We start from the raw sequence: 22072 nt of genomic DNA, 5'->3' as shown, positions 1-22072 counted from the left end.
GGGCGGCGCGAGCGCGAGGGGAGCCCGCGGGCGCGTGTGTCTTCCGCGGTCTCCCGCGGGCTGGGGCAGGATGGGGCGCATGGCGAACCGACTGGCCCATGAGACCTCCCCGTACCTCCTCCAGCACGCCGACAACCCCGTCGACTGGTGGCCCTGGTCGCCCGCGGCGTTCGAGGAGGCGCGGCGGCGGGATGTGCCGGTGCTGCTGAGCGTCGGGTACAGCAGCTGCCACTGGTGCCATGTGATGGCGGGCGAGAGCTTCGAGGACGAGACGACCGCCCGGTACATGAACGCCCACTTCGTCAGCGTCAAGGTCGACCGCGAGGAGCGGCCCGATGTGGACGCCGTGTACATGGAGGCGGTTCAGGCGGCCACCGGGCAGGGCGGGTGGCCCATGACGGTGTTTCTGACGGCGGACGGGGAGCCGTTCTACTTCGGTACGTACTTCCCGCCCGCGCCCCGGCACGGCATGGCGTCCTTCCCGCAGGTCCTGGAGGGGGTCAGTGCCGCGTGGAAGGACCGGCGCGGGGAGGTCACGGAGGTCGCGGCGCGGATCGTGGGGGAGCTGGCGGGGCGGTCGCTCGCGTACCGGGGGGACGGGGTGCCGGGTGAGGAGGAGCTGGCGCAGGCGCTGCTGGGGCTGACGCGGGAGTACGACGCGGTGCGGGGCGGGTTCGGCGGGGCGCCCAAGTTCCCGCCGTCCATGGCCGTGGAGTTCCTGCTGCGCCACAACGCCCGTACCGGCGCGGAGGGCGCGCTCCAGATGGCCGCCGACACATGTGAGGCGATGGCCAGGGGCGGGATCTACGACCAGCTCGGCGGCGGGTTCGCCCGCTACTCGGTGGACCGCGAGTGGACCGTGCCCCACTTCGAGAAGATGCTGTACGACAACGCGCTGCTGTGCCGGGTGTACGCGCATCTGTGGCGGGCCACGGGATCCGATCTGGCCCGGCGGGTGGCGCTGGAGACGGCCGACTTCATGGTGCGGGAACTGCGCACGGCGGAGGGCGGGTTCGCCTCGGCCCTGGACGCGGACAGTGACGACGGCAGCGGCGCGCATGTCGAGGGCGCGTTCTACGTGTGGACGCCTGACCAGCTGCGCGAGGTGCTGGGGGAGTCCGACGCCGCGTTCGCCGCGCGGTACTTCGGGGTGACGGAGGAGGGCACCTTCGAGGAGGGCGCGTCCGTGCTGCAACTGCCGCTGGACGGCGGGGTGGCGGACGCCGAGCGGGTCGCCTCCGTACGGCGGCGGCTGCTCGCGGCGCGCGACGGGCGGCCGAAACCGGGACGGGACGACAAGGTCGTGGCCGCCTGGAACGGGCTCGCGATCGCCGCCCTGGCCGAGACCGGCGCCTACTTCGACCGGCTGGATCTGGTGGAACGCGCCACCGAGGCCGCCGATCTGCTGGTGCGGGTGCATCTGGACGACGCGGCACGGCTCGCCCGTACGTCGAAGGACGGCCGCACCGGCGCCAACGCGGGGGTGCTGGAGGACTACGGCGATGTCGCCGAGGGCTTCCTGGCGCTCGCGGGGGTCACCGGTGAGGGGACATGGCTGGAATTCGCCGGGTTCTTGCTGGACATTGTGCTCGACAGGTTCGTGGCCGAGGGCGGGACGCTGTACGACACGGCGAACGACGCCGAACAGTTGATCAGGCGCCCGCAGGACCCCACGGACAACGCCACGCCGTCCGGCTGGACGGCCGCCGCCGGGGCGCTTCTCTCGTATGCCGCGCACACCGGCTCCGAGGCCCATCGCACCGCCGCGGAAGGGGCGTTGGGGGTGGTGAAGGCGCTCGGGCCGAGGGCGCCGCGCTTCATCGGCTGGGGGCTCGCGGTGGCCGAGGCGCTGCTCGACGGGCCGCGCGAGATCGCGGTCGTGGAAAAGCCGGGACCGGCGGGGAGCGTGGCGGCCGGGACCGGGCCGGAGCGGAGCGCGCTGCACCGTACGGCGCTGCTGGGCACCGCGCCCGGCGCCGTCGTCGCGGCGGGAGTGGCCGGAAGCGATGAGTTCCCGCTGCTGGCGGACCGTCCGCTGGTCGGCGGGGAGGCCGCCGCCTATGTCTGCCGGAGGTTCGTCTGTGCCGCGCCGATGACGGAAGTAAGCGCACTAAAGGGAGAGTTGGGCGTTTTCGAGTAACGTATGGCTGATTTCCGACGCATGGTGAATCGGACTGAAACGCAGTATTCACCCAATCAGCCCTCCGGCTGTCACAGGTCCCCCTTATTGTCTCCACAAGAGTCACAACAGGTGCGCACGGGGGGACTGTGCGCACGAGGGGGATGCAGGGGTCAGCCGACGGCCAGGGGGGCCTGCCGCGGCCTGCCCTGGCCGAGGGGGGCCATGTGTTCACGTCCGTATTCATCGCTGCCATTTCACTGGCGCTGTTCTGGATGGCCGCGTTCACGCTCTGGTGGCAGATGCATGCCTGGCGTACGCCGGAAACGCTCGCCGCGACCAGATTCGACCGGCCCGACGGCGGCCGCGAGGGCTCGTTCTCGCTGCTGCTGCCGGCCCGTCACGAACAGGCCGTGCTGGAGCACACCGTCGAGCGGCTGCTGGAGTCCGGCCACAGCAGGTTCGAGATCATCGTCATCGTCGGGCACGACGACCCGGAGACGGCGGCGGTCGCCGAACGGGCCGCCGCCCGCGACCCCCACCGGGTCAGGGTCGTCGTCGACACCCATGAGGCCAAGAACAAGCCCAAGGCGCTCAACACGGCGCTGCCGTACTGCACCGGGGAGGTCGTCGGGGTCTTCGACGCCGAGGACCAGGTCCACCCGGAGCTGCTGACCCACGTCGACCACGCCTTCCGCACCACCGGCGCCGATGTCGTCCAGGGCGGCGTCCAGCTGATCAACTTCCACTCCAGCTGGTACAGCCTGCGCAACTGCCTGGAGTACTTCTTCTGGTTCCGCAGCAGGCTCCATCTGCACGCCCAGAAGGGCTTCATCCCGCTCGGCGGCAACACCGTCTTCGTCCGCACCGACGTCCTGCGCGAGGCGGGCGGCTGGGACCCGAACTGCCTGGCCGAGGACTGCGATCTGGGCGTACGCCTCTCCAGCGTCGGCAAGAAGGTCGTCGTCGCGTACGACTCCGACATGGTGACCCGCGAGGAGACCCCGGGCTCGCTCGTCTCCCTGCTCAAACAGCGCACCCGCTGGAACCAGGGCTTCCTTCAGGTGTACCGCAAGAAGGACTGGCGCCAACTGCCCACGCGCGGACAGCGGATGCTCGCCCGCTACACGCTGATGACCCCGTTCCTCCAGGCGTTCACCGGCTTGATCATCCCGCTCAACGTGGCGATCGCGCTCCTGCTCGACGTACCGGTCACGGTCGCGTTCGTGACGTTCCTGCCGCTGGTCACCGCCATGGTGACCTTCGTCTTCGAGGTCGTCGGGCTCCATGACTTCGGCAAGCAGTACGGACTGCGGGTCCGCCTCTCGCACTATCTGAAGCTCATCGTCGGCGGCCCCATCTACCAGGTGCTCCTCGCGGGCGCGGCGGTCCGCGCCGTCTGGCGCGAGCACCGGGGGCGCAGCGACTGGGAGCTGACCAGTCATGTCGGCGCGCATCTCATCCGAGAGGACGTCCACGCGTGACCTCCACCCTCCCCACGGTGACGACCGGGCAGCCGACCGCCGTCACCGCGCGGCCCGGCCATGCCCGCCGCGTCAGCAGGACGCGGCTCACCGTCCGGCCGGTCATACGCTTCCGCCGCTCCCGCGCCGATCTGCTCCTGTGCGGGGCGCTCCTCGTCGCGATCCTGCTGGTCCAGGGCTGGAACATCCAGCACTATCCGACGCTCAGCGACGACGAGGGCACCTATCTCGCCCAGGCCTGGGCCGTCCAGGAGGGCAAGGGCCTCGCCCACTACACCTACTGGTACGACCATCCGCCGCTCGGCTGGATGCAGATCGCCTTCCTGACCTGGCTGCCCTCGCTCCTCTCGCCCGAGACGATGACGGTCGCCCCGATGCGCTTCGCGATGCTGCTGGTCAGCGCGGCGAGCGCGGTCTTCCTCTACGTACTGGCCAGGCGGCTCTGGCTGCCGCGCTGGGCCGCCGGGCTGGCGATGGCCCTGTTCGGGCTCTCCCCGCTCTCCGTGGTGCTCCAGCGGGAGATCTTCCTCGACAACATCGCCGTGATGTGGATACTGCTCGCGTTCTGCCTCGCGGCCTCGCCCAGCCGGCATCTCTGGCACCACTTCGCGGCCGGAATCGCCGCCGCCGTCGGGGTGCTCACGAAGGAGACCATGCTGGTCATCCTGCCCGCGCTGCTGGTGACCCTGTGGCGGCACAGCCATCGCGACACCCGGAAGTTCGCGGTGACCGGCGCGATCACCGCCTGCGCGCTGGTCGGCCTCTGCTATCCGCTGATGGCCCTGCTCAAGGGGGAACTGCTGCCCGGCGGCGGGCATGTCTCGCTCTGGGACGGCATCGCGTTCCAGATGAGCAGGCCCGGCTCCGGCTTCGTGCTCGACCCGGGCAGCGGCTCGTACGGGGTGCTCCAGTCCTGGCTGTACTACGACCGGGTGCTGCCGCTCGGCGGGATCGCGGGCGCCGTCCTGCTGGTGGTCACCCTGCGCTGGTCGGTCACCGCGCGGGCGCTCGCGGGGCCCGCGCTGGCCGTGGTGATCCTCACCCTGGTCGCCCTGCGCCCGTCCGGCTATCTGCCCGCGATGTACGTCATCCAGGCGCTGCCGTTCCTGGCGCTGGTGCTGGCGGGCGGCGCCGCGTCCGTCACCCACGCGATCCTGCGCCGACGGCGCGGGCCGCGGGAGGGCCGTACGCTCACCGCCGTCCGCTGGACGGCGCTGGCCGCGCTCGCCGCGAGCGCGCTGGCCGTCGTCGTACCCCGGTGGTACGACGGCGATCGCACGGCGCTGACGGCCGACGCCAACGCCCCCTACCGGCAGGCCGCTTCCTGGATGGCGACCGAGGTGCCCGACCCGTCCCGGGCCCGGGTGCTGGTCGACGACGCGCTCTGGCTGGACCTCGTGCACGCCGGATACGAACCGGGGCTCGGCGCGATCTGGTTCTACAAGGCCGACCTCGACCCGGCCGTCACGAAGACCATGCCCGACGGCTGGCGCGATCTGGACTATGTGGTCGCGTCCCCGACCGTACGGCGCGACGCGCGCGATCTGCCCAAGGTGCGGGACGCGCTGGAGCACTCGACCGCTGTCGCCGTCTTCGGGGACGGCGAGGACCGGATCGAGATCCGGCGGATCACGGGAAGCACGGGAAGCGCGGAAAGCGCGGGGCGTACGGGAAGCGCGGGACGCACGGTGAGCACGGATGGCGACCGGATCGCGGGAGGCGACGAGCGATGAGCATTCTTCCCCCCATCGGTGCCGGGGAGCGCGGTGAACCGGAGCTGGAGGCGACCGTCGTCGCCGAGCCCGGCGCCGTCACCGTCATCATCCCGACCTTCAACGAGTCGGGGAACGTAAGGGAGTTGCTGCGGCAGCTCACCGACGCCGTACCGGCCAGGCTGCCCTGCGAGGTGATCTTCGTCGACGACTCGACCGACGACACCCCCGAGGTCATCGAATCCGCCGCGCAGGACTGCCCGTTCCCGGTGAGCGTGATCCACCGGGAGAAGCCCGAGGGAGGTCTCGGCGGTGCGGTCGTCGAAGGGCTCAGGGCCGCGGGGTCCGACTGGATCGTCGTCATGGACGCCGACCTCCAGCATCCGCCCGCGCTCGTCCCCGAGCTGGTCGCGGCCGGGGAGCGGACCTCCGCGGATCTCGTCGTCGCGAGCCGCTATATCGAGGGCGGCAGCCGGGCCGGGCTGGCCGGCGGCTACCGCGTCGCGGTGTCCCGCGCGGCGACCTGGCTGACCAAGGGGCTCTTCCCGGCCGGGCTGCGCGGAATCAGCGACCCGATGAGCGGGTTCTTCGCGATCCGGCGCTCCGCCGTCACCGCGGAGGCGCTGCGACCGCTCGGCTACAAGATCCTGCTGGAGCTGGCCGTACGCTGCCGGCCCGAGCAGCCGGCCGAGGTGCCGTTCGTCTTCCGCGACCGGTTCGCGGGCGAGTCGAAGTCGACGGCGAAGGAGGGGCTGCGCTTCCTGCGCCACCTCGTGGAGCTGCGGACGGCCGCCCCGCTCGCCCGGATGATCGCCTTCGGACTGATCGGGCTCACCGGCTTCGTACCGAACCTGCTCGCGCTGCACGGGCTCACGGCGGCCGGGGTGCACTATCTGCCGGCCGAGGTGGTGGCCAACCAGTTCGGGGTCCTGTGGAACTTCCTCCTGATCGAGGTGCTGCTCTTCCGCGACCGGCGGGCGCACCGGCACTGGGCGGACCGGGTGGGCCGGTTCGCGCTGCTCGCCAACGCCGACCTGCTGCTCCGTATCCCGCTGATCGCGCTGTTCGTCGCACAGCTCGGGATGGGGGTGCTGACGGCGACCGCGTGCGCGCTGCTGGCGACGTTCGTGCTGCGGTTCGTGGGCACGGAGGCGCTGGTCTATCTGCCCAAGCGGGAGCCGAGGCGTGAGCCGAAGCGGGAGCGGGCGGGGCGCGGGGCGGGCCGTGCGGCTCGCCGCGCGACGAACCGTGCGGCGGTGGCCGCCCGTACCGAGGGGAGCGTGCGCCGATGAGCCCTGTCGCTCCACGCCGTTTCCGTACGTCGCGTGCATTCCGTACATCGCGCCCCTTCCCTTTCCGCCTGTCGCGTCGTACCGCCTTCCTCACGTTCCTCGCGCTGACCGGCGGCATGCTGTACGCCACCCAGCAGCCCGCCGCGGCCGGGGTGAACCTCGTCAAGAACCCCGGGTTCGAGACGCCGGGCCCGCCCGGTACGGACGCCCTGCCGTACTGCTGGGAGCGGTCCGGCTGGGGAGACAACGACTTCTCCTTCGACACCGTCGCCGACGCCCGCTCCGGCACCGCGGCGCTGAGAGTCGCGCTGACCCGCCGGACCGAGGGCGACCGCAAGGCGCTGATCACGGAGTCCGCGGAGTGCGCGCCCGTGGTGGTGCCCGAGCGGCAGTACGACCTGTCCCTCTGGTACAAGTCGACGACACCCGACGCCGCGATCACGCTCTTCCGCCATGACGCCACGGCGGGCTGGCAGTACTGGACCGATCTCAAAACCCTTGACCTCAGCGCCGGTTACCAGCGGGCCGAGGTCCGTACGCCCGTCATTCCGCCCGGCACCGACCGGATCACCTGGGGCGTGTCGGTGTACGGCACGGGCAGTGTGACCACCGATGACTATGTGATGGAGGAGGTCGCCCCGCCGCCCGTGGAACCGGAGTGCACCGGGACCGCCGAGGAGTGCGCCAACGGCCGCTGGCAGGTGCTGCCGACGGAGAACCCGGTGCGTTCGATGCACTCGGTGGTGCTGCACAACGGCAAGGTGCTGCTGATCGCGGGCTCCGGCAACGACCCGGAGATGTTCGAGGCCGGTACGTTCACCTCCGCGGTGTACGACCCGGCGGACGGCTCGTACCGTACGGTCCCCACCCCCGACGACATGTTCTGCTCCGGCCATGTCCAGCTCTCCGACGGCCGGGTGCTGGTGATGAGCGGCAACAAGGGCTATCCGTCGGCGGACGGCACGGTCGGCTACCAGGGCTACAAGGACTCGTACGTCTTCGACCCCGCCACCGAGACGTACACCAGGACCAACGACATGAACGACGGGCACTGGTATCCGTCGGCCACGATCATGGGCAATGGCGATGTGATGTCCTTCGGCGGGCTGCGCGAGGACTCCAGCGGTTCGGTGACGGCCGAGCGCTGGTCGGCCGCGCAGGACAAGTGGCTGCCGATGGGACAGGTCAACCAGACCTGGTCGTACTGGGGCCTGTACCCGTCGATGATCCTGATGCAGGACGGGCGGCTCTTCTACTCCGGCAGCCATGTCTTCGGCAACGGCACGCCCGGCACCGGCTCGTCGGTCTACGACTACGACGCCAACACGGTGACCGGGATCGCGGGTCTCCAGAACAAGGACGAGCGCGACCAGTCGGCGAGCGTGCTGCTGCCGCCCGCGCAGGACCAGCGGGTGCTGACGATCGGCGGCGGCAATATCGACTCCAATCCGGAGGCCAACCGGCTGACGGATCTCATCGACCTCAAGCAGCCCAACCCCCGTTACACACCGGGCCCGTTGCTGCCGCAGGGCACGGTCGACCTCGGCAACGGACCGCAGCCGCAGACCGGGGCACAGGGCAAGATGTACGGCTCCGCCGTGCTCCTGCCCGACGGCAAGGTCCTGGAGACGGGCGGCGCGCTGCACAACCGCGCCAACCCCGTCTACGAGTCCTCGCTGTTCGACCCGGCGACGGACACCTTCGATCCGGTCGCGGTGGACCCGGAGGCGCGCGGCTACCACTCCTCGGCGTTCCTGCTGCCGGACGGCCGGGTGATGACGACCGGCGACAACCCGGGCAACGGCTCCTGGAACCACCGGGTGTCGCTCTACACCCCGCCGTATCTCCTCAAGGGACCGCGCCCGCGGATCACGTCACTGATCGACAACCAGTGGCTGTACGGCGATACGCAGCGGATCACGGTCGACCGGCCGATCGCCAAGGCCGAACTGATCCGGCCGGCCGCGGTCACCCACTCCTCCGACCCCAACCAGCGGTTCGTGGACCTGCCGCTCTCGGTGGACGGGAACAACGTCGACCTCAATGTCACGAGCAACCCGAATCTGGCGCCCCCCGGCTGGTACATGCTGTTCGCGGTCGACGCCAACGGCGTTCCGTCGGTGGCCGAGTGGGTGCGTCTGGGCGGTCCGGCGGCGCTCGCCGACAAGGCGGCGGAGTCGGCGCACGTCCACGACTTCGCCGGGGATCTCGCGAAGAGCCCCGGGAAACCGCGGAAGAAGCGGACCTCGGCGCCGGTGAGCCCGCAGGTCGCGGGATGCGACCGGCACTACGGCTCGGCGAACGTCTGCGTACCGACGGTCTTCCCCGAGACGGTGCGGGGGAGTCAGGGCGGCCGGGGGAGTACGGAGGCGGCGACGACGAGGGCGCGCTGCGACTGGCTCGCGGCGAACGACTACGGGCGGCTGAAGGTCAACGGCGGGGACGATCCGCTCCGGCTCGACCCGGACGGCGACGGAGTGGCGTGCGGGAAGGGGGACGTGCGGCGCCGTTGACCCCGGGGCGCCGCTGATCCCGGGGCGACGTCTCGCGTACGCGGACCCCGGACCGGACTTTCGTCACCGCGTGCGCGGCGCGCCGGACGGTCACCGCGTGCGCGGGGCTGCGGCCGGCGGGGCTGCGGCCGGTCACCGCGTGCGCGGCGCCGCGACCTCAACCGCGCACGCGGAGACCGTACTTCATCGTGATGTCAGTGCTCCGCCATATCATCTGCTCCAGGTATTCCCGGTCGTGGTTCTACGATGCGATCGTGGTCCACGACGCGAGGGGGGCGTTGATGTCCGACGTGGAAACCGGATCCGGCACACCCGGGCTGCGGGGTATGGAGCGGCTCTCGCGCGACCTGCCCCACGGAGTGGAGCTGTTCCATCTCAAGCCCGGGGGCAGCGTGCTGTTCGCCGACCGGAACGGGGCGCGCGAGCTGGGCCCGAGCGAGGATTTCCCGCGTTTCCTCGACGACGGGCAGTTCGCCCACTACCTCGTCGGTGACGCGCACACCTCGCCCGAGCGCCCGTCCAACGCCACGTTCAAGCTCGGGGTCGTCGGCCCGCGCAGCGCCGTCACTCCGCACGCGCACGGCGGCGAGCACGTCGTGCTCAGCCTCGGTCACGCCGCCTGCGGTCTCTACGACGCGGCGCGCGGCCGGGTCACCGAGATCCGGCTCTCTCCCGGGGCCATGATCCGGATCCCCGGGATGATGCCCCACTCCTTCGCCAACCGCGGCGCGAAGCCGTTGAACATGCTCGCCGCCCAGACCGGTTTCGGTATCGACCACGAGGACTACGCGATCACCGCGGACGAGGCCGAGCGCCGCGCCACGGCAGGCGACCGGCGCGTGGCACACGGCCGCGGCGGACTCGGCACCGTCACCCGGGTGGGCACCGACTACGGGCTGCTGGCCGCCGCGCTGCGCGACATCGAACGTATCCAGCGCGTTCGGGGCATCGGCGCCACCACCGTGCGGGAGCGTCTCGCCGCCGGACTCCGGCGCGCCGCGTCCGTACTGGAGGGCCCACGATGATCTGCCCGTTCTGCGAGAAGAACCTGCTCTACAGGGAGCGGCCCAACCGCACGTGTTCCGGGTGCAAGCGCCGGTTCGCCCTGGACCCCAAGGGCAACTCGATGAGGCTGAGCGACCTGCGGCTCCGCCGCCTGCTCGCGAAGCTCACCGACGACGGCCGGCTGAAGATCTCCGTCGACCAGCTCGGGGCCCCGGCGCTGCCCAGGGCGACATCGGACACGAGCGACAGCCCGGTCGTGGAAGCCCTGGGCTGCCTGTGGGTTCCGCTGCTGGTGGGCGTCGTCATGGTCGTTGTCGGACTGAGTGCGGAGGACATGGGCGGGTTCACCATCTTCGGCTCCGTCCTCGTCCTCATCTTCGCCATCGGCATGCTCTCCGCCCTGATCTTCGGCAAGAGGAAACCGACGACGCATCCGCTCAGCGGCTTCCGCGGTGTTCTGATGTCCAACTGGAAGGAGGTGTACGGCTCGCTCCCGCCCGGGGTCGTGGAGGACTTCCCGTACCGCCGCCTGTATGTGCCGGAGGGGGCGCGTGTCGCACTGCTCTGCCCGGACCGGGCCATCGCCGCCTTCCTGGTCGCGAACGGGCTACCGGAGCGGTACGGAGTCGCCGTCACCACCGAACTCGACCGGCTGCCCGAGGAGATGCCCGTCGTCGTCCTGCACGACGCGAGCGCGCCCGGCTGCCGACTGGCCATACGGACGCGTGAGGCGCTGCCCGGCCGTACGGTGATCGACGCGGGGCTGCCGCCGCGCGCCGTCATGCAGACGCCGGGCGCACCGGCGAGACGCGGAGACAAGCCGACGTCGGACTTCATCAAGTGGCTGGGCGAGAGCGGAACGCTCACCAAGGCCGAGCTGAACTGGCTGGCCAGGGGCTGGACCGTCTCCCTCGTCGCCGTACGGCCCGCCAAGCTCCTCGCCGCCGTCAGCAGGACCGTCGAACGCGTCGGCGCCGCGACCGGTCCGGATCCTGAGCGGCGGAAGGCGGAGTCCGTCGGGTTCCTCACCTGGCCGGGCGAGGACGGCCGATGACCCCACGTGTCGCCGTGAGCATCGGCGACCGGTTGCTCGACCGTGCTCTCGCCACCGCCGTCGCGCGCGCGGGCGCGCCCGGCCGGATCCGGTTCACCGAGCGTCATTTGTACTACGAGATGTGCCGCGTTCTGCGCCCGTCGCACGCGGCCCCGCGCAGGCTTCCGCTGACGCCCGCGCCGCCCGTGCGGTACGAGCGGTTCGAGGAGGCGCTGCGGCGGCACGGCGCGGTGCCGGGGCTGCTGGCCCCGCTCCCGGCTCCTGCTCCGGTCCCGGTCCCGGCTTCGGCCGATGCCCCTCGCGGACCGTCCGTGCCCTCCGTGCCCTCCGCGCCCTCCGCGCCCTCCGCGCCCGATCTCTACGACTACGGACTGCCCCGGCTGCTCGTCTGCCAGAGCCGCCAGGTGGCGCGGATGCTCCTCGCCAACGATGTGCACCTGGAGGCCGCCTGCCCGGTGTTCGCCGCCGACGACCTGCCGCTCGACCCCCGGCTGGTGACCGGGCTCGGCAGGGTCGACGGCGCGACCGTGCACGTCCTGCACGACGCGAGCGTGGACGGCATCGCGCTCACCGGCCGGGTGCGCGACGCGGTCCCCGGCGTACGGGTCTCCTCGATGGGCCTCGTACCCCGGCATGCCACGGCGCTCCACCTGATCTCGCCGCGCGGCCCGGCACAGGTGCTGGCACAGGGACCAGGCCCGCTGACGCTGCCCGCCGCGCTCGGACCCCGCGAGCGGGACTGGCTCGCCGACGGGCGCTTCGCCGAGGTGGAGTCCGTCTCACCGGCCCGGCTGCTGCGCACCGTACTGCGGCTCGTACGCGGACCGAGGACGCCCGGCCACTCGGTGTGGACCGGGCTGCGTGAGCTGCGTACGGCGGGATTCATGACATGGCCGACGAACCGACCAGGGGATACGAGGACTCAAGGTGATAAACCGGCCACGCGAAACCCCGTACAGGGATGAGCTGCTCGCCGACGGCAGCGTCCACCGCCGCTACGAGGACGGACGCGAGGAGTGGCGGCGGCGCGAAGGCGGCACGCGCGTGCGCTGGCACGACAACCAGGGCGCGTCCGGCACCGACGAACAGCTCGGCGGACGCATCATCAAGCGCCGGTACTCCGACGGTAGGGTGACCTACGGCCGGGACATCGGCTACGGCCGTACGGTCTGGGACCGGGGCGAGACGCTGCTGGTCAACAAGACCTCGTTCGGCGGGCGCATGGGCACGCTGCTGGGCGGGCTCGGGCTTGTCGCCCTCGCCGTCACGGCCGCCCAGCTCCCGCCCGAGGAACTCACACCCGAAGAGGAGGAGGAACTGCGGCAGCAGCAGCAACAGCAGCAGGCGGCGGCCCAGAACTCCTCCGGCGGCGGGGACGCGGGCGGTGGCGACGGCGGCGACTGGGACTCCGGTGACGGATGGAACTCCGACGACGACGGCGGCTGGAGCGACGACGACTTCGGATAGCCCGGCCGGCTGACGGTCCGGCCAACCGAGAAGGACCGAGAAGGACCGAGAGGGAACGGAGAGGAGGGGGCGACCATGGCGCGTTTCTGCGCCTGCCTGGCGGCGACACCCGAACGGGCGGCGGAACATCTCGCGGCGATGGGCGCCGCCGTGGGCGCCGGTGCGCCGGGCGCGGCGCTGGTCCAGGACGAACCGGGCCATGCCACCGGCCCGTTCACCGCGTACGGCCGTACCGCCGTCGGCGAGGTCACCCTCCACAACCGGCCCGAGCTGTTCGCGGCGCTCGCCGGCGCCGGTGCCCCCGCCCCGCCCGACTGCCCGGACGGTGAACTGCTGCTGCGCTGCTGGGTACGGCTCGGCGCCGCCGGGATCCGGGCGGCGGAAGGCATGTTCGCGCTCGCCGTGCACGAGACCGGGGAACTGGTCCTGCTCCGCGACCACATGGGCGCCCGCACGCTGTTCTACGCCCGCGCCGACGGCTGCTGGGCCGCGTCCAGCTCGCTGCGCGCCCTGCGCCGCTGGCCCGCGCTCGGCACCGGCCTCGAACTGGCCGCCGTACGCTCCTTCCTGACCTTCGCCTACCTCCCCGGCGAGGAGACGCTGCTGCGCGGCGTACGCGAAGTGCTCCCCGGGCGCTGTCTGCGGCTCGCGGTGGACGGAGCCGTCACGGAGGAGCACTACTGGGAGCCCCAGGAGCTGATCGAGGACGACGGCGCGCCGCCCGAGAGCTACGCCCTGCGCCTGCGCGCGCTGCTGGAGGAGGCGACGGCACGCCGGCTGCCGGAGGCCGAGGCCGTCGGCGTGCTGCTCTCCGGCGGGGTCGACAGCTCGCTGGTCACCGCGCTCGCCGCCAAACTGCACGCCCATCCCGTGCACACGTACTCCATCAGCTTCGGCGACGAACTCCCCCATGAGCTGGGCTACTCGGGTCTGGTCGCCCAGCACTGCCACACCCGTCACCGCGTCCTCACCGTGTCGGGCGACGCCGTGGCCGCGCGGCTCGCGGAGGCCGCCGCGCTGCTCGACAGCCCCGTCGGCGATCCGCTGACCGTGCCCAATCTGATGCTCGCCGAGGCCGTGGCGGGCGACGGGCCCCGGGTCGTGCTCAACGGGGAGGGCGGCGACCCGGTGTTCGGCGGGCCGAAGAACCTGCCCATGCTGGTGTACGAGATGCACCGCGGCGAGGTGGCGGGCGGCGACGCCCAGGACGCGCGCGAGACGGCGTACCTGCGCTCGTACCGCAAATGCTTCACCGACCTGCCCGAGCTGCTCACCGCCGACGCGCTGGACGCCCTGGCCACCGCGCCGGCCCCGGAGCGGTTCGTCGCCCCGTATCTGCGGCCCGCGGCCCGGGACGGCAGGATGGACCACCTGCTCAACCAGCTGCTGCACTGCAATCTGCGCACCAAGGGCGCCCATCACATCCTCACCAAGGTCGAACGGCTCACCGCCTCCCAGGGGATCCGGGGCCGCGCCCCGCTGTTCGACCGCAGGGTGGTGGACCACGCCTTCGCCACGCCGCCCCGGTGGAAGCTGAACGGGGCGGTCGAGAAGTGGGTGCTGAAGGAGGCCGTACGGGATCTGCTGCCGGACACGGTCGTGGACCGGCCGAAGAGCGGTATGCGGGTGCCGGTGCAGCAGTGGCTCGGCGGACCGCTGCGGGAGCTGGCGGGCGATCTGCTGCTGGGCCGCGAGGCGCGCGCCCGCGGGCTGTTCCGGCCGGACACGGTGCGCGCGTGGATGCGCGGAGAGGGCACGCTGCTGCCCAGGCAGGGCGGCAAACTGTGGCTCGTGCTCACCCTCGAACTGTGGCTGCGCGCGTACGACGTCAGCTGATGGAGGCCCCCTTGGCCACCGGGCCGAGCACCGGGTCGAGTGCGGTACGACTGGGGCGCGTCTGACGCCCACGCTCACGCCGACGCCCCGCCTCCGCTGAGGAAGGCGGAGGAAGGGCGTCAGCCTCCGGCCCCCGCCGGTCAGACCGTGCTGATCGTGGCGAAAGCGCCCCACAGAACAGGGGAGTGCTCGACCGTACGCAGCTCCCGCCAGGCGGCCAGCCGCTCGCGCTGCCAGTCGCCATGGGCGAGGACCGCGTCCTCCCGCTCGTGCGCCGCGTCGATCGCGCAGACCGCGTCCTGGAGCGGGCGCGCCGACGGGTCGGCGTCCGCGAGGCGGTGGAAGGCCAGATCGGTGGGGAGCGTCCAGCGGCCGGCGGTGACGGTCTCGGCGCCGCCGTGGATCATCGCGGTGGCCAGGCCCAGCGCCTCGCCGAAGCGCAGATCGCCGCCGCTCTCGCAGGCGATGAGCGCGACCCGGCTGGGGATCGGCCAGCGTGTCCCGCCCGCTTCCGGGGCGCTGTCGAGACCATGGGTCCCCAGCAGCAAGTCCTTGGCGGACAGCGGGCGATGGGCCCGTACGGGATCGGCGAAGCCGGCCGTCTCGGCCGTACAGGCCAGATGCAACCGCGCGTTCTCGCTCTGCCCGGAACCCGGTGCCGCGGCGGTCACATGGCCGACGTACAGCAGCCGCGACGCGCCCGCGCGCAGCGCCGCACCGAGCCGGTCCCTGTCCAGGTCGGTACGGCGGAACGCCTCGACCGGATCGTCCACGGCGGGCCACCAGCGGCCCTCGGCCACGTAGCGTCCCACCCTCCGCGCGACCGGCGCGTCCGCCCGCATCCGCCCCAGCACCGAGCCCAGGGCGGAGTCCGCGCGGAACCCCGGCACCCGTGGATCGAGGACGCCCACGACCGGCAGCCGCCGGGTGTCCGCCCACGGTCTGGACGGGCGGGCGGGGGCGTGCACGATACTCACCGGCGCCAGCAGGCTGATGTCCGCGATCTCCACCAGCCGCACCCCGGGGTCGGGCGCCAGCAGCTCCCACGGGACCTGCGCCACGCGCGGCGACGGCTGGATGCGCAGCTGGGGGCGTATCCCGCGCCGGTACAGCTCGTACAACTGCTTGGCGAGTCCATAGGGCAGGAGCGTGCGCGACAGCGTCTCGGCGAGGGCGAGTTCCTTCTCGTACGAGGCGAGAGCGCCCGTCGTCAGCGCGGGCCCGAGTGCCTCGCCCGGCAGGGCGTCCTCCAACGCCGCCAGCGTCGAGGCGAGTTGAGCGGCCGGTACCCGTCCGATGCCCGTCGCGGACAGATCGTGGGTCCACCGCCAGGAGATATAGAGATCTCCGGCGTCCGCCATCCGCACCAGGGCCGTCGGGCGGTCCGCGAGGGGCCGCGTACTCACCATGTCGGCACCACCCGCTCGTCACGGATCCGGCCGCCGTAGCGGGTCTCGGCCTGGCTGATGTACGGATCGAGCGCCACCGGTCCCGTCGGGTGCAGCGCCAGCCGGGGCGGCGGCGAGACCCGCAGGCCGGCGCTCGCGGCGACCGAGGCGAGGGCGGTGCCGAGCCGGAAGGTGTCCGCGGGGCCGGGCTGCCGGGGGCCGGGCTGCCGGGGGCCGGGCTGCCGGGGGTCGGGTCGCCCGTCGGCTGCGGGGCTGGGGAAAGCCGAGGGGCCGGGGAAGGCTGCGGGGCCGGGGAAGGCTGCGGGGCCGAAGAAGGCCGAGGGGCCCAGGAAAAGCGGGGGCGCGAGCGACGGGTCCGCTCGGCTGTCGGCCGGGCTCGCGTCCGGTGGGCGGTCCATCAGCGGGGTCCCGGCGCACTGCGACTCGATCAGCTCGCCCACCAGGTCGGCGGCGCCGGCCCTGACGGCGAGCCGGAACGCCAGCCCCATCGCGGGGGCCGCGAACTCCCGGGTCCACCGCTCGCGCTGCTGCCCGCTCGCCAGCGTGAACCGCACCGCGTCGATGGCGAGCGCCGCCGGAACGGCCAGCCCGACGGCCCGGCCGAGCAGCGCGGGGTCGGGGGACGTGCCCGGCCCGTTGACCCAGCGGTCCTCCAGCAGCGTGGCGTGGAAGAAGTCCGCCTGGGCGCAGCGCAGTCCGAGCCCGCCCGCGGCGAACACGGACAGGGCGGCCCGGATGTGGGCCTCGCTCTCCTCGTGGCGGCCCTCGGCGTGCACGACGGCCGCGAGCCGTACGCGTACCTCGGCGGCGGCGACCACCGCCCCGGACTCCTCGAACCGCGCGATGCTCCGTACGTACAGCTCATCGGCCCGTACCGGGTCCCCGCGCAGCGCGGCCAGCAGCCCGAGCAGGTCGAGGCCGAGGGCGGACTGGGCGGCCATACCGGCCCGTTCGACGTACTCCTGGGCCTCCGTGAGCACCTCCTCCGCCTCGTCGAGGCGGCCGGAGCGCAGATACGTCTGGCCCAGGCTCTGCCGTGCCTCGGCGACTCCGGCGGGGGTGTCCGAGGCCAGGAACGCGGCGACGGCCTGGCGCGCGAAGTCCTCGGCGAGATCCGGCCGTCCGGTGGCCTCGTGGACCGTGGCCAGATTGAGCAACGGCCTCCCGGCGAGCGTGGGGTGATGGCGTGTCACCACGTCCAGGGACTCGGTCGCCAGCTCGTGCGCCCTGGCCCACTGCTCGCGCTGGATGGTGAGGGCGGTGAGCGCGACCAGACAGCCGACGAGCAGCTCGGCGGTGTCCGTGTCGTTGCCTTCGCCGATTCCGGCCTCGATTCCGGCCTCGATTCCGGCCTCGGTTCCGTCCGCGGCCCCCTGCTCGGTTCCGTCCTCCGGGGTGGCGACGAGGAGCGCGCGGGCCCGCTCCAGTGATGTCTGCGCCGCGTCGAAGTCCCCGGTGTTCTGGAGGGCCTGGGCCAGATTGACCAGGACCCCGGCCCGGAGCACCACGACGACGCGCGTGCCCGCCGCGTCACCCGTGACGGCTTCCGCCAGCCGGTCGCACAGGCCGAGTGCCTCGCGGTACGAGGCGACCGCCGCCGGGTGGTCGCCCAGCCGGTCGGCCGCGCTCGCCCGGTTGACCAGGGCGCTGGTACGGACATAGAGGGCCTGGTCGAACGGCGCGGCGGCGTCGACGGCCTGGTCGAACACGGCGTGTGCGGTACGGAACTCGCCCTGGAGGAACGCGTCGTTGCCCTGGTCGATGAGGGCGGCGACGCGGGCGAGCTCCTCGTCGTCCGGGTCGCCGGGGAGGGGGCCGGGCTCGGGGCCGAGGCCGGGGCCGGGGTCGGCGGTCGTCATCAGAAGTCCGTTTCGGCGGTCGCCGCCGCGATCTCCGTGCGGAGCAGCGGCCCGAAGGCGCCGCCGTCCCCGTCCCTGTCCCCGTCCCCGTCCGTGGCCTCGTCCGTGGCCCTGGCCAGCCGTGACCGGACGAGCGCCCTTACCCGGGCCCGTACCTCGGCCGCTGCCCCGGCCCCGTCCCCGTCGCCGTCGCCGTAGCGGTCGTGCGGCCGGGGCGCGCCGAACCCCGGGAGGTAGATGTCGACGGCCAGACCCGCGCCGCCCGGGGCCGCGCCTCCGGTCCGTACGGTGTCGAACGGGGCGTCCCCCCGCCAGGCGTCGTCCACCCGCCGCAGCGGGAGATCGAGCGGATCGGCCGCGCCGCCGACGGTCGCGCGGGGTGCCAGCTCGCCCGGCACGGTGGCCGGTCCTGGCGCGGCCACGACGGAGACCGAGACCGTGGTGCGCGCGGCGGCCCGTACGACCTCCCAGGAGACGGCCCGTTCGGAGGCGTCGACCAGGCCGGGCGGATAGCGGCGCCAGTCGGAACCGCCCGTGCCGCGCGCCAGCGTGAGACCGCCCGCCGGACTGCCCGCCGGACCGCCCTTCCCGGGCGCGGGGCCGGCGGCGAGCGCGTAGTCGGTCGCGCGCGGCGGTTCCTGGACGGCGGGGGACCCGGCGTCGGGGGTGTCCAGGTCATCCGGGGCGTCCGGCGAGCGGGAGTCCGCCGTTTCGAAGCCGGCGAAGAGCAGGTCGCACTCCTCGGTCAGGTCGCCGATCTCCCGGTCGAGCAGCCGCTCGTCCAGCGGCGGGATGTCATCGATCACCGAGGCGGGCCACCACCGCGCCGCCCAGTGCGCGAAGGCCAGCCGGCGGGCGCTCGCCACCAGCGCGGGCAGCGCCGGCAGTACGGGCAGTACAGGCAGTACGGGTACGGCGGGCGCCCCGGGCATCTCGTGTGCCCCGTCCGGCGCGGGCCGCCCGGGTGCCGGCTCCGCGACAGGGACCGCGTCCGCGTCCGCGTCCGTGACCGTGTCCGCGGCCAGGGCCAGCGCGACCTGTTCGCCGTACACGGCCCAGACCCACTCCTGGGCCGCCTCGACATCGTCAAGTACCGCCACGGGCACGGCATCCAGCGCGAGCACGCTCCAGGTCAGCAGCCCGCCCGCCACCTCCAGCACGGTCACGTCCACCCCCGGCGCGGGATCCAGCACGCTCGGCGCGTGGTCTCCGTCGCCGGGCGGCGGTGTGATGACGCGCAGCAGCCCGCCCTCGGCGTGTCCGATCCGTACGGCGGCGGCGGTCATGAGGCTGTCCTCTCGGATGCGGCGGGGTGGGCGCTGAGCGCGTGTCTGACCCGGCCCCGGTGGTCGAGGATCACCGAACGGGCCACGCCGTCGAGCACGTTCCACAGCTCCTCGACGCCGGTCATCGGGGCGTCCCGTACATCGCGTCCGTGCAGCCGTACCCACAGCCGCCGCAGATACGCCCGCCACGGGGTGCGCAGCTCCCGCGCGATCCGCGCGAGCGGCTCGGCGACATCGGCGGGGTTGCCACCAGGGCCGGGCGCGCCGGAGGTGCCGGTCGCGCCGGAGGTGTCAGAGGTGTCAGCGGGGTCAGCGGGGTCGGAAGTGTCGATGGCCAGTCGGCGGGCCCGGAGTACGTAAGCCTCGCGGCGCCAGCGGCTGTTGACCGCCCGGTGCGCGCCGGTCCCGCCGCCCGCTCCGGGCTCCCCGCCCAACGGGCGCAGTCCCAGGGCGAGATGGACCCCCACGGTGGCGGCGACGCGCAGCGACTCGTCGGTCAGCGCCCAGGGAGCGCAGCTGCGGGCGATCTCCCGGCGGACCAGTTCGGGTACGGGCGCGAGCGCGGCGCGGTCGCTCGACGTCTGGAGGACGGTGAAGACACGCTCGTGGACCGTACGGTCGAACGGCAGCCCCAGGGCGGACGTGGAGGCCGAGCCGCCGCCGAGACCGGGTCCGACCGGCAGCGGGTGTCTGGTCAGGCCCAGTTCCCTGGCCGGGGGCGCGGACTCCGGCAGCGCACCCCACAGGGCCCGGCCCGCCGCCGTGCCCGCGTGGTCCGCGACCAGCCGCGCCAACGCGGCCCCGGCGCCCGCGCCCAGGACTCCGGCGGGGCAGCCGTCGAGTACGGCCCGTATCTCCGCCGGGGTCGCGGGCGCGGGGCCGGCGGTCCGTGCCGCCCACGCCGCGTCGAGCGCGGCGGTCAGCGCGCTGGTGTGCGCCGGATCGGTCAGATACTCCCTGAGCGCCTGTGTCGTACGCCCCTGGGCCGAGCCGTGCGTCTCGCGCAGCGCCTCCTCGGCGGTCCGCTCCCCGGTCGCCGGGGCGGGCGGGCCTTCGGTCGTGGCCAGTTCGAAGCAGAGCTGGAAGTACAGGTCCTGAGGGTTGCCCTCGGTGATCCGCATCCCCCGGCGCACCCGCTTGAGCAGGGTGAACCACGCGGCCGTGGCGCGCAGTGCGTCGGCGGAGGCATGGAGGAGCGTGGCGAGCAGCGCCGCACCCTCGGAGCTCACCAACGGGCCCGCGCACTGCGGATGGAGGACGGGGCGGATCACCAGCGGATCGAGGAGGAGCTTCACCGTACGGCTGAGCGGGCCGCCCTGGGGGCCGCTGAGCGGACCGACACCGTCCAGCTCGCGCCACATCTCGTCCAGGACCATCGCCCGGGGGCGGGTGCCGCGCGGGGGAGTGCGCGCCTGGAGCACCTCCGTGCCCGCTTCCGTGCCCCTGCCCCTTCCCCCGCCCGTCTCCCGGGCCGCCCCGTTGGCCGTCCCGCTGCCCGTCCCCCGCGCCGCGTCTGTCCGCATGACCTCAGGCTAGGAGGGCGGTCGGGCGGTGCCAAACCTGGGATCGGCAGGTCCCGCCCGTACCCCGTACCGGTCAGAGGCGCAGCCCGTCGGCGACGCTGTCCAGGGCGTGGCCGACCAGGACGCGCAGATCGTCCTGGTTGCCGTGCTCGCCCCAGTAGAGGGTGACCTCGCGCACCACGCTCAGCATGGCCGCGATGAAGAGCCGCAGCTCCAGGTCGTCGGGGGCGCGGCCGGTGCGCTCCGCGAGGACATCGCCGAGGAGCTTCGCCGACTCCGACATGGTCTCGGTCATCCTGGCACGGACGGCCGGGACTTCGACCATCAGCTTCGTACGCTGTATCGCCTCGTCGTACTCGGTGGCCAGGATGGACTGAAGCGTCCGGTCGAGGAGGAACCGGATGGATTCGAGCGGGGGTTCCCCGGCCGGCCGGGAGCGCAGTACGGACGCCATGACCGCGTCGTGGTCGTCGGTGAGGACGATGTCCTCCTTGGTCGGGAAGTACCGGAAGACGGTGGACGGGGAGACCTCCGACGCCTCCGCGATCTGCTCGATGGTCGTCGCCTCGTACCCCTGCTCCGCGATCAGCCCGAAGGCGGCCCTGCGGATCGCGGTCCTGGTCCTGAGCTTCTTGCGTTCACGCAGGCCGAGCTGGGGCTGCTGCGCCGTGAGAGGGGTGTGAGAGATGGCGGCCATGCTTCTCATTGTCGGGCATCCCGGGGCTCCCGGACCCTGTGCGGCCCGGGATCCGTCTCCGTCAGGAGTGCTGGTACGCCACCAGCGAGATGCCGACGAAGTGTGTGGCGAACGCGGCGAGGGTGAAGGAGTGGAACACCTCGTGGAAGCCGAACCAGCGCGGTGACGGGTTGGGGCGCTTCAGTCCGTAGATCACGCCGCCCGCGCTGTAGAGCAGCCCGCCGACGACCACGAGTACGAGCACGGCGATCCCGCCGGCGCGCATGAAGTCGGGCAGGAAGAAGACGGCCGCCCAGCCCATCGCGATATAGCACGGGGTGTAGAGCCAGCGCGGCGCGCCGACCCAGAAGACCCGGAAGGCGATGCCCGCGGCGGCGGCGGCCCACACGGCCCAGAGCAGGGTCCGGCCGGTCGAGTCGGGCAGCAGCAGCATGGTCAGCGGGGTGTACGTGCCCGCGATGATCAGGAAGATATTGGCGTGGTCGAGCCGGCGCAGGACGGCCTCGCCGCGCGGGCCCCAGGTGCCGCGGTGATATATCGCGCTGACGCCGAAGAGCAGGCACGCTGTGAAGACGTAGATCCCGCACGCGACCCGCGCGCGGGTCGAGTCGGTCAGGACGATCAGGGCCAGCCCCGCGATCAGCACGGCGGGGAACATCCCCGCGTGCAGCCAGCCGCGCAGTTTCGGTTTGACCGGACTCGGCAGCTGGATCTCGACCGGCCCCCCTTCCGAGTGCGGGAGGGCTGTCCGCGGGGAGCTGTCGAGCGGATCGGGAGCGGCGTTAGTCATGAGCTCATGCTACCTACGGGGCCGTA

General features: G+C 72.8%; 16 protein-coding genes. 10 read left to right on the top strand and 6 right to left on the bottom strand.

The window, feature by feature from the left end; genetic code table 11:
* Window positions 1-79 precede the first annotated feature (79 nt).
* The 10 genes from CU044_RS23180 (at window position 80) to CU044_RS23135 (ending at window position 14482) form a co-directional block, all read left to right on the top strand.
* Window positions 80-2140 carry a thioredoxin domain-containing protein gene (locus tag CU044_RS23180; protein ID WP_129770634.1) on the top strand — a complete coding sequence of 687 codons (2061 nt, stop codon included), beginning with the start codon at window positions 80-82 and terminating at the stop codon, window positions 2138-2140.
* A gap of 206 nt (window positions 2141-2346) precedes the next feature.
* A complete protein-coding gene (locus tag CU044_RS23175; RefSeq protein WP_129770633.1) occupies window positions 2347-3603 on the top strand; it encodes a glycosyltransferase in 1257 nt (418 codons plus the stop codon).
* A gap of 104 nt (window positions 3604-3707) precedes the next feature.
* Window positions 3708-5336: a phospholipid carrier-dependent glycosyltransferase gene (locus CU044_RS23170; RefSeq protein ID WP_240045817.1), complete on the top strand. Its 1629-nt coding sequence runs from the start codon at window positions 3708-3710 to the stop codon at window positions 5334-5336.
* Entirely contained in the window at window positions 5333-6607 is a 1275-nt protein-coding gene (locus tag CU044_RS23165) for a glycosyltransferase family 2 protein (protein WP_129770632.1), read from the top strand. The genes CU044_RS23170 and CU044_RS23165 overlap by 4 nt, the downstream gene beginning before the upstream one ends.
* Before the next feature lie 116 nt (window positions 6608-6723).
* The gene (locus CU044_RS23160; RefSeq protein WP_240045816.1) at window positions 6724-9120 is read left to right on the top strand and encodes a galactose oxidase early set domain-containing protein; all 2397 of its coding nucleotides are present in this window, start codon (window positions 6724-6726) and stop codon (window positions 9118-9120) included.
* A 281-nt stretch (window positions 9121-9401) separates the two neighbouring features.
* Window positions 9402-10145 carry a cupin domain-containing protein gene (locus tag CU044_RS23155; protein WP_240045785.1) on the top strand — a complete coding sequence of 248 codons (744 nt, stop codon included), beginning with the start codon at window positions 9402-9404 and terminating at the stop codon, window positions 10143-10145.
* On the top strand, window positions 10142-11179 hold the full coding sequence (locus CU044_RS23150) for a hypothetical protein (RefSeq protein WP_129770631.1): 1038 nt from the start codon (window positions 10142-10144) through the stop codon (window positions 11177-11179). The genes CU044_RS23155 and CU044_RS23150 overlap by 4 nt, the downstream gene beginning before the upstream one ends.
* Window positions 11176-12144 (top strand): hypothetical protein, encoded by a 969-nt coding sequence (locus CU044_RS23145; protein WP_193564043.1) that lies wholly within the window; start codon window positions 11176-11178, stop codon window positions 12142-12144. Before CU044_RS23150 ends, CU044_RS23145 begins: the two co-directional genes overlap by 4 nt.
* Entirely contained in the window at window positions 12107-12646 is a 540-nt protein-coding gene (locus tag CU044_RS23140; protein WP_240045784.1) for a hypothetical protein, read from the top strand. The genes CU044_RS23145 and CU044_RS23140 overlap by 38 nt, the downstream gene beginning before the upstream one ends.
* A gap of 75 nt (window positions 12647-12721) precedes the next feature.
* The gene (locus tag CU044_RS23135) at window positions 12722-14482 is read left to right on the top strand and encodes an asparagine synthase-related protein (protein ID WP_129770630.1); all 1761 of its coding nucleotides are present in this window, start codon (window positions 12722-12724) and stop codon (window positions 14480-14482) included.
* Window positions 14483-14622: 140 nt separating this feature from the next.
* On the opposite strand, the gene CU044_RS23130 is transcribed toward CU044_RS23135, so the two are convergent.
* From CU044_RS23130 to CU044_RS23105, 6 genes are all read right to left on the bottom strand, one after another.
* Window positions 14623-15891 (bottom strand): CHAT domain-containing protein, encoded by a 1269-nt coding sequence (locus tag CU044_RS23130; protein WP_129770629.1) that lies wholly within the window; start codon window positions 15889-15891, stop codon window positions 14623-14625.
* Window positions 15885-17750 carry a tetratricopeptide repeat protein gene (locus CU044_RS23125; protein WP_129770628.1) on the bottom strand — a complete coding sequence of 622 codons (1866 nt, stop codon included), beginning with the start codon at window positions 17748-17750 and terminating at the stop codon, window positions 15885-15887. The genes CU044_RS23130 and CU044_RS23125 overlap by 7 nt, the downstream gene beginning before the upstream one ends.
* A complete protein-coding gene (locus CU044_RS23120; protein WP_205124103.1) occupies window positions 17750-19036 on the bottom strand; it encodes a hypothetical protein in 1287 nt (428 codons plus the stop codon). Before CU044_RS23120 ends, CU044_RS23125 begins: the two co-directional genes overlap by 1 nt.
* Window positions 19033-20559, bottom strand: a complete 1527-nt coding sequence (locus CU044_RS23115; protein WP_240045783.1) for a hypothetical protein — start codon at window positions 20557-20559, stop codon at window positions 19033-19035. Before CU044_RS23115 ends, CU044_RS23120 begins: the two co-directional genes overlap by 4 nt.
* A gap of 73 nt (window positions 20560-20632) precedes the next feature.
* On the bottom strand, window positions 20633-21256 hold the full coding sequence (locus CU044_RS23110; protein WP_129770627.1) for a TetR family transcriptional regulator: 624 nt from the start codon (window positions 21254-21256) through the stop codon (window positions 20633-20635).
* 61 nt (window positions 21257-21317) lie between these two features.
* Window positions 21318-22046 (bottom strand): hemolysin III family protein, encoded by a 729-nt coding sequence (locus tag CU044_RS23105; RefSeq protein ID WP_129770626.1) that lies wholly within the window; start codon window positions 22044-22046, stop codon window positions 21318-21320.
* Window positions 22047-22072: the final 26 nt, after the last annotated feature.

It is taken from the genome of Streptomyces sp. L-9-10 (assembly GCF_004151105.1).
Classification (GTDB): Bacteria; Actinomycetota; Actinomycetes; order Streptomycetales; family Streptomycetaceae; genus Streptomyces.
This window is presented reverse-complemented; position numbering and strand designations above follow the sequence as displayed.

Coding starts and splice junctions, on each gene's coding strand:
- CU044_RS23125 (WP_129770628.1), bottom strand. CDS start 17,750: ATGACGACCGCCGACCCCGGCCCCGGCCTCGGCCCCGAGCCCGGCCCC.
- CU044_RS23135 (WP_129770630.1), top strand. CDS start 12,722: ATGGCGCGTTTCTGCGCCTGCCTGGCGGCGACACCCGAACGGGCGGCG.
- CU044_RS23120 (WP_205124103.1), bottom strand. CDS start 19,036: ATGACCGCCGCCGCCGTACGGATCGGACACGCCGAGGGCGGGCTGCTG.
- CU044_RS23160 (WP_240045816.1), top strand. CDS start 6,724: ATGCTGTACGCCACCCAGCAGCCCGCCGCGGCCGGGGTGAACCTCGTC.
- CU044_RS23180 (WP_129770634.1), top strand. CDS start 80: ATGGCGAACCGACTGGCCCATGAGACCTCCCCGTACCTCCTCCAGCAC.
- CU044_RS23150 (WP_129770631.1), top strand. CDS start 10,142: ATGATCTGCCCGTTCTGCGAGAAGAACCTGCTCTACAGGGAGCGGCCC.
- CU044_RS23155 (WP_240045785.1), top strand. CDS start 9,402: ATGTCCGACGTGGAAACCGGATCCGGCACACCCGGGCTGCGGGGTATG.
- CU044_RS23145 (WP_193564043.1), top strand. CDS start 11,176: ATGACCCCACGTGTCGCCGTGAGCATCGGCGACCGGTTGCTCGACCGT.
- CU044_RS23165 (WP_129770632.1), top strand. CDS start 5,333: ATGAGCATTCTTCCCCCCATCGGTGCCGGGGAGCGCGGTGAACCGGAG.
- CU044_RS23110 (WP_129770627.1), bottom strand. CDS start 21,256: ATGGCCGCCATCTCTCACACCCCTCTCACGGCGCAGCAGCCCCAGCTC.
- CU044_RS23105 (WP_129770626.1), bottom strand. CDS start 22,046: ATGACTAACGCCGCTCCCGATCCGCTCGACAGCTCCCCGCGGACAGCC.
- CU044_RS23130 (WP_129770629.1), bottom strand. CDS start 15,891: ATGGTGAGTACGCGGCCCCTCGCGGACCGCCCGACGGCCCTGGTGCGG.
- CU044_RS23115 (WP_240045783.1), bottom strand. CDS start 20,559: ATGCGGACAGACGCGGCGCGGGGGACGGGCAGCGGGACGGCCAACGGG.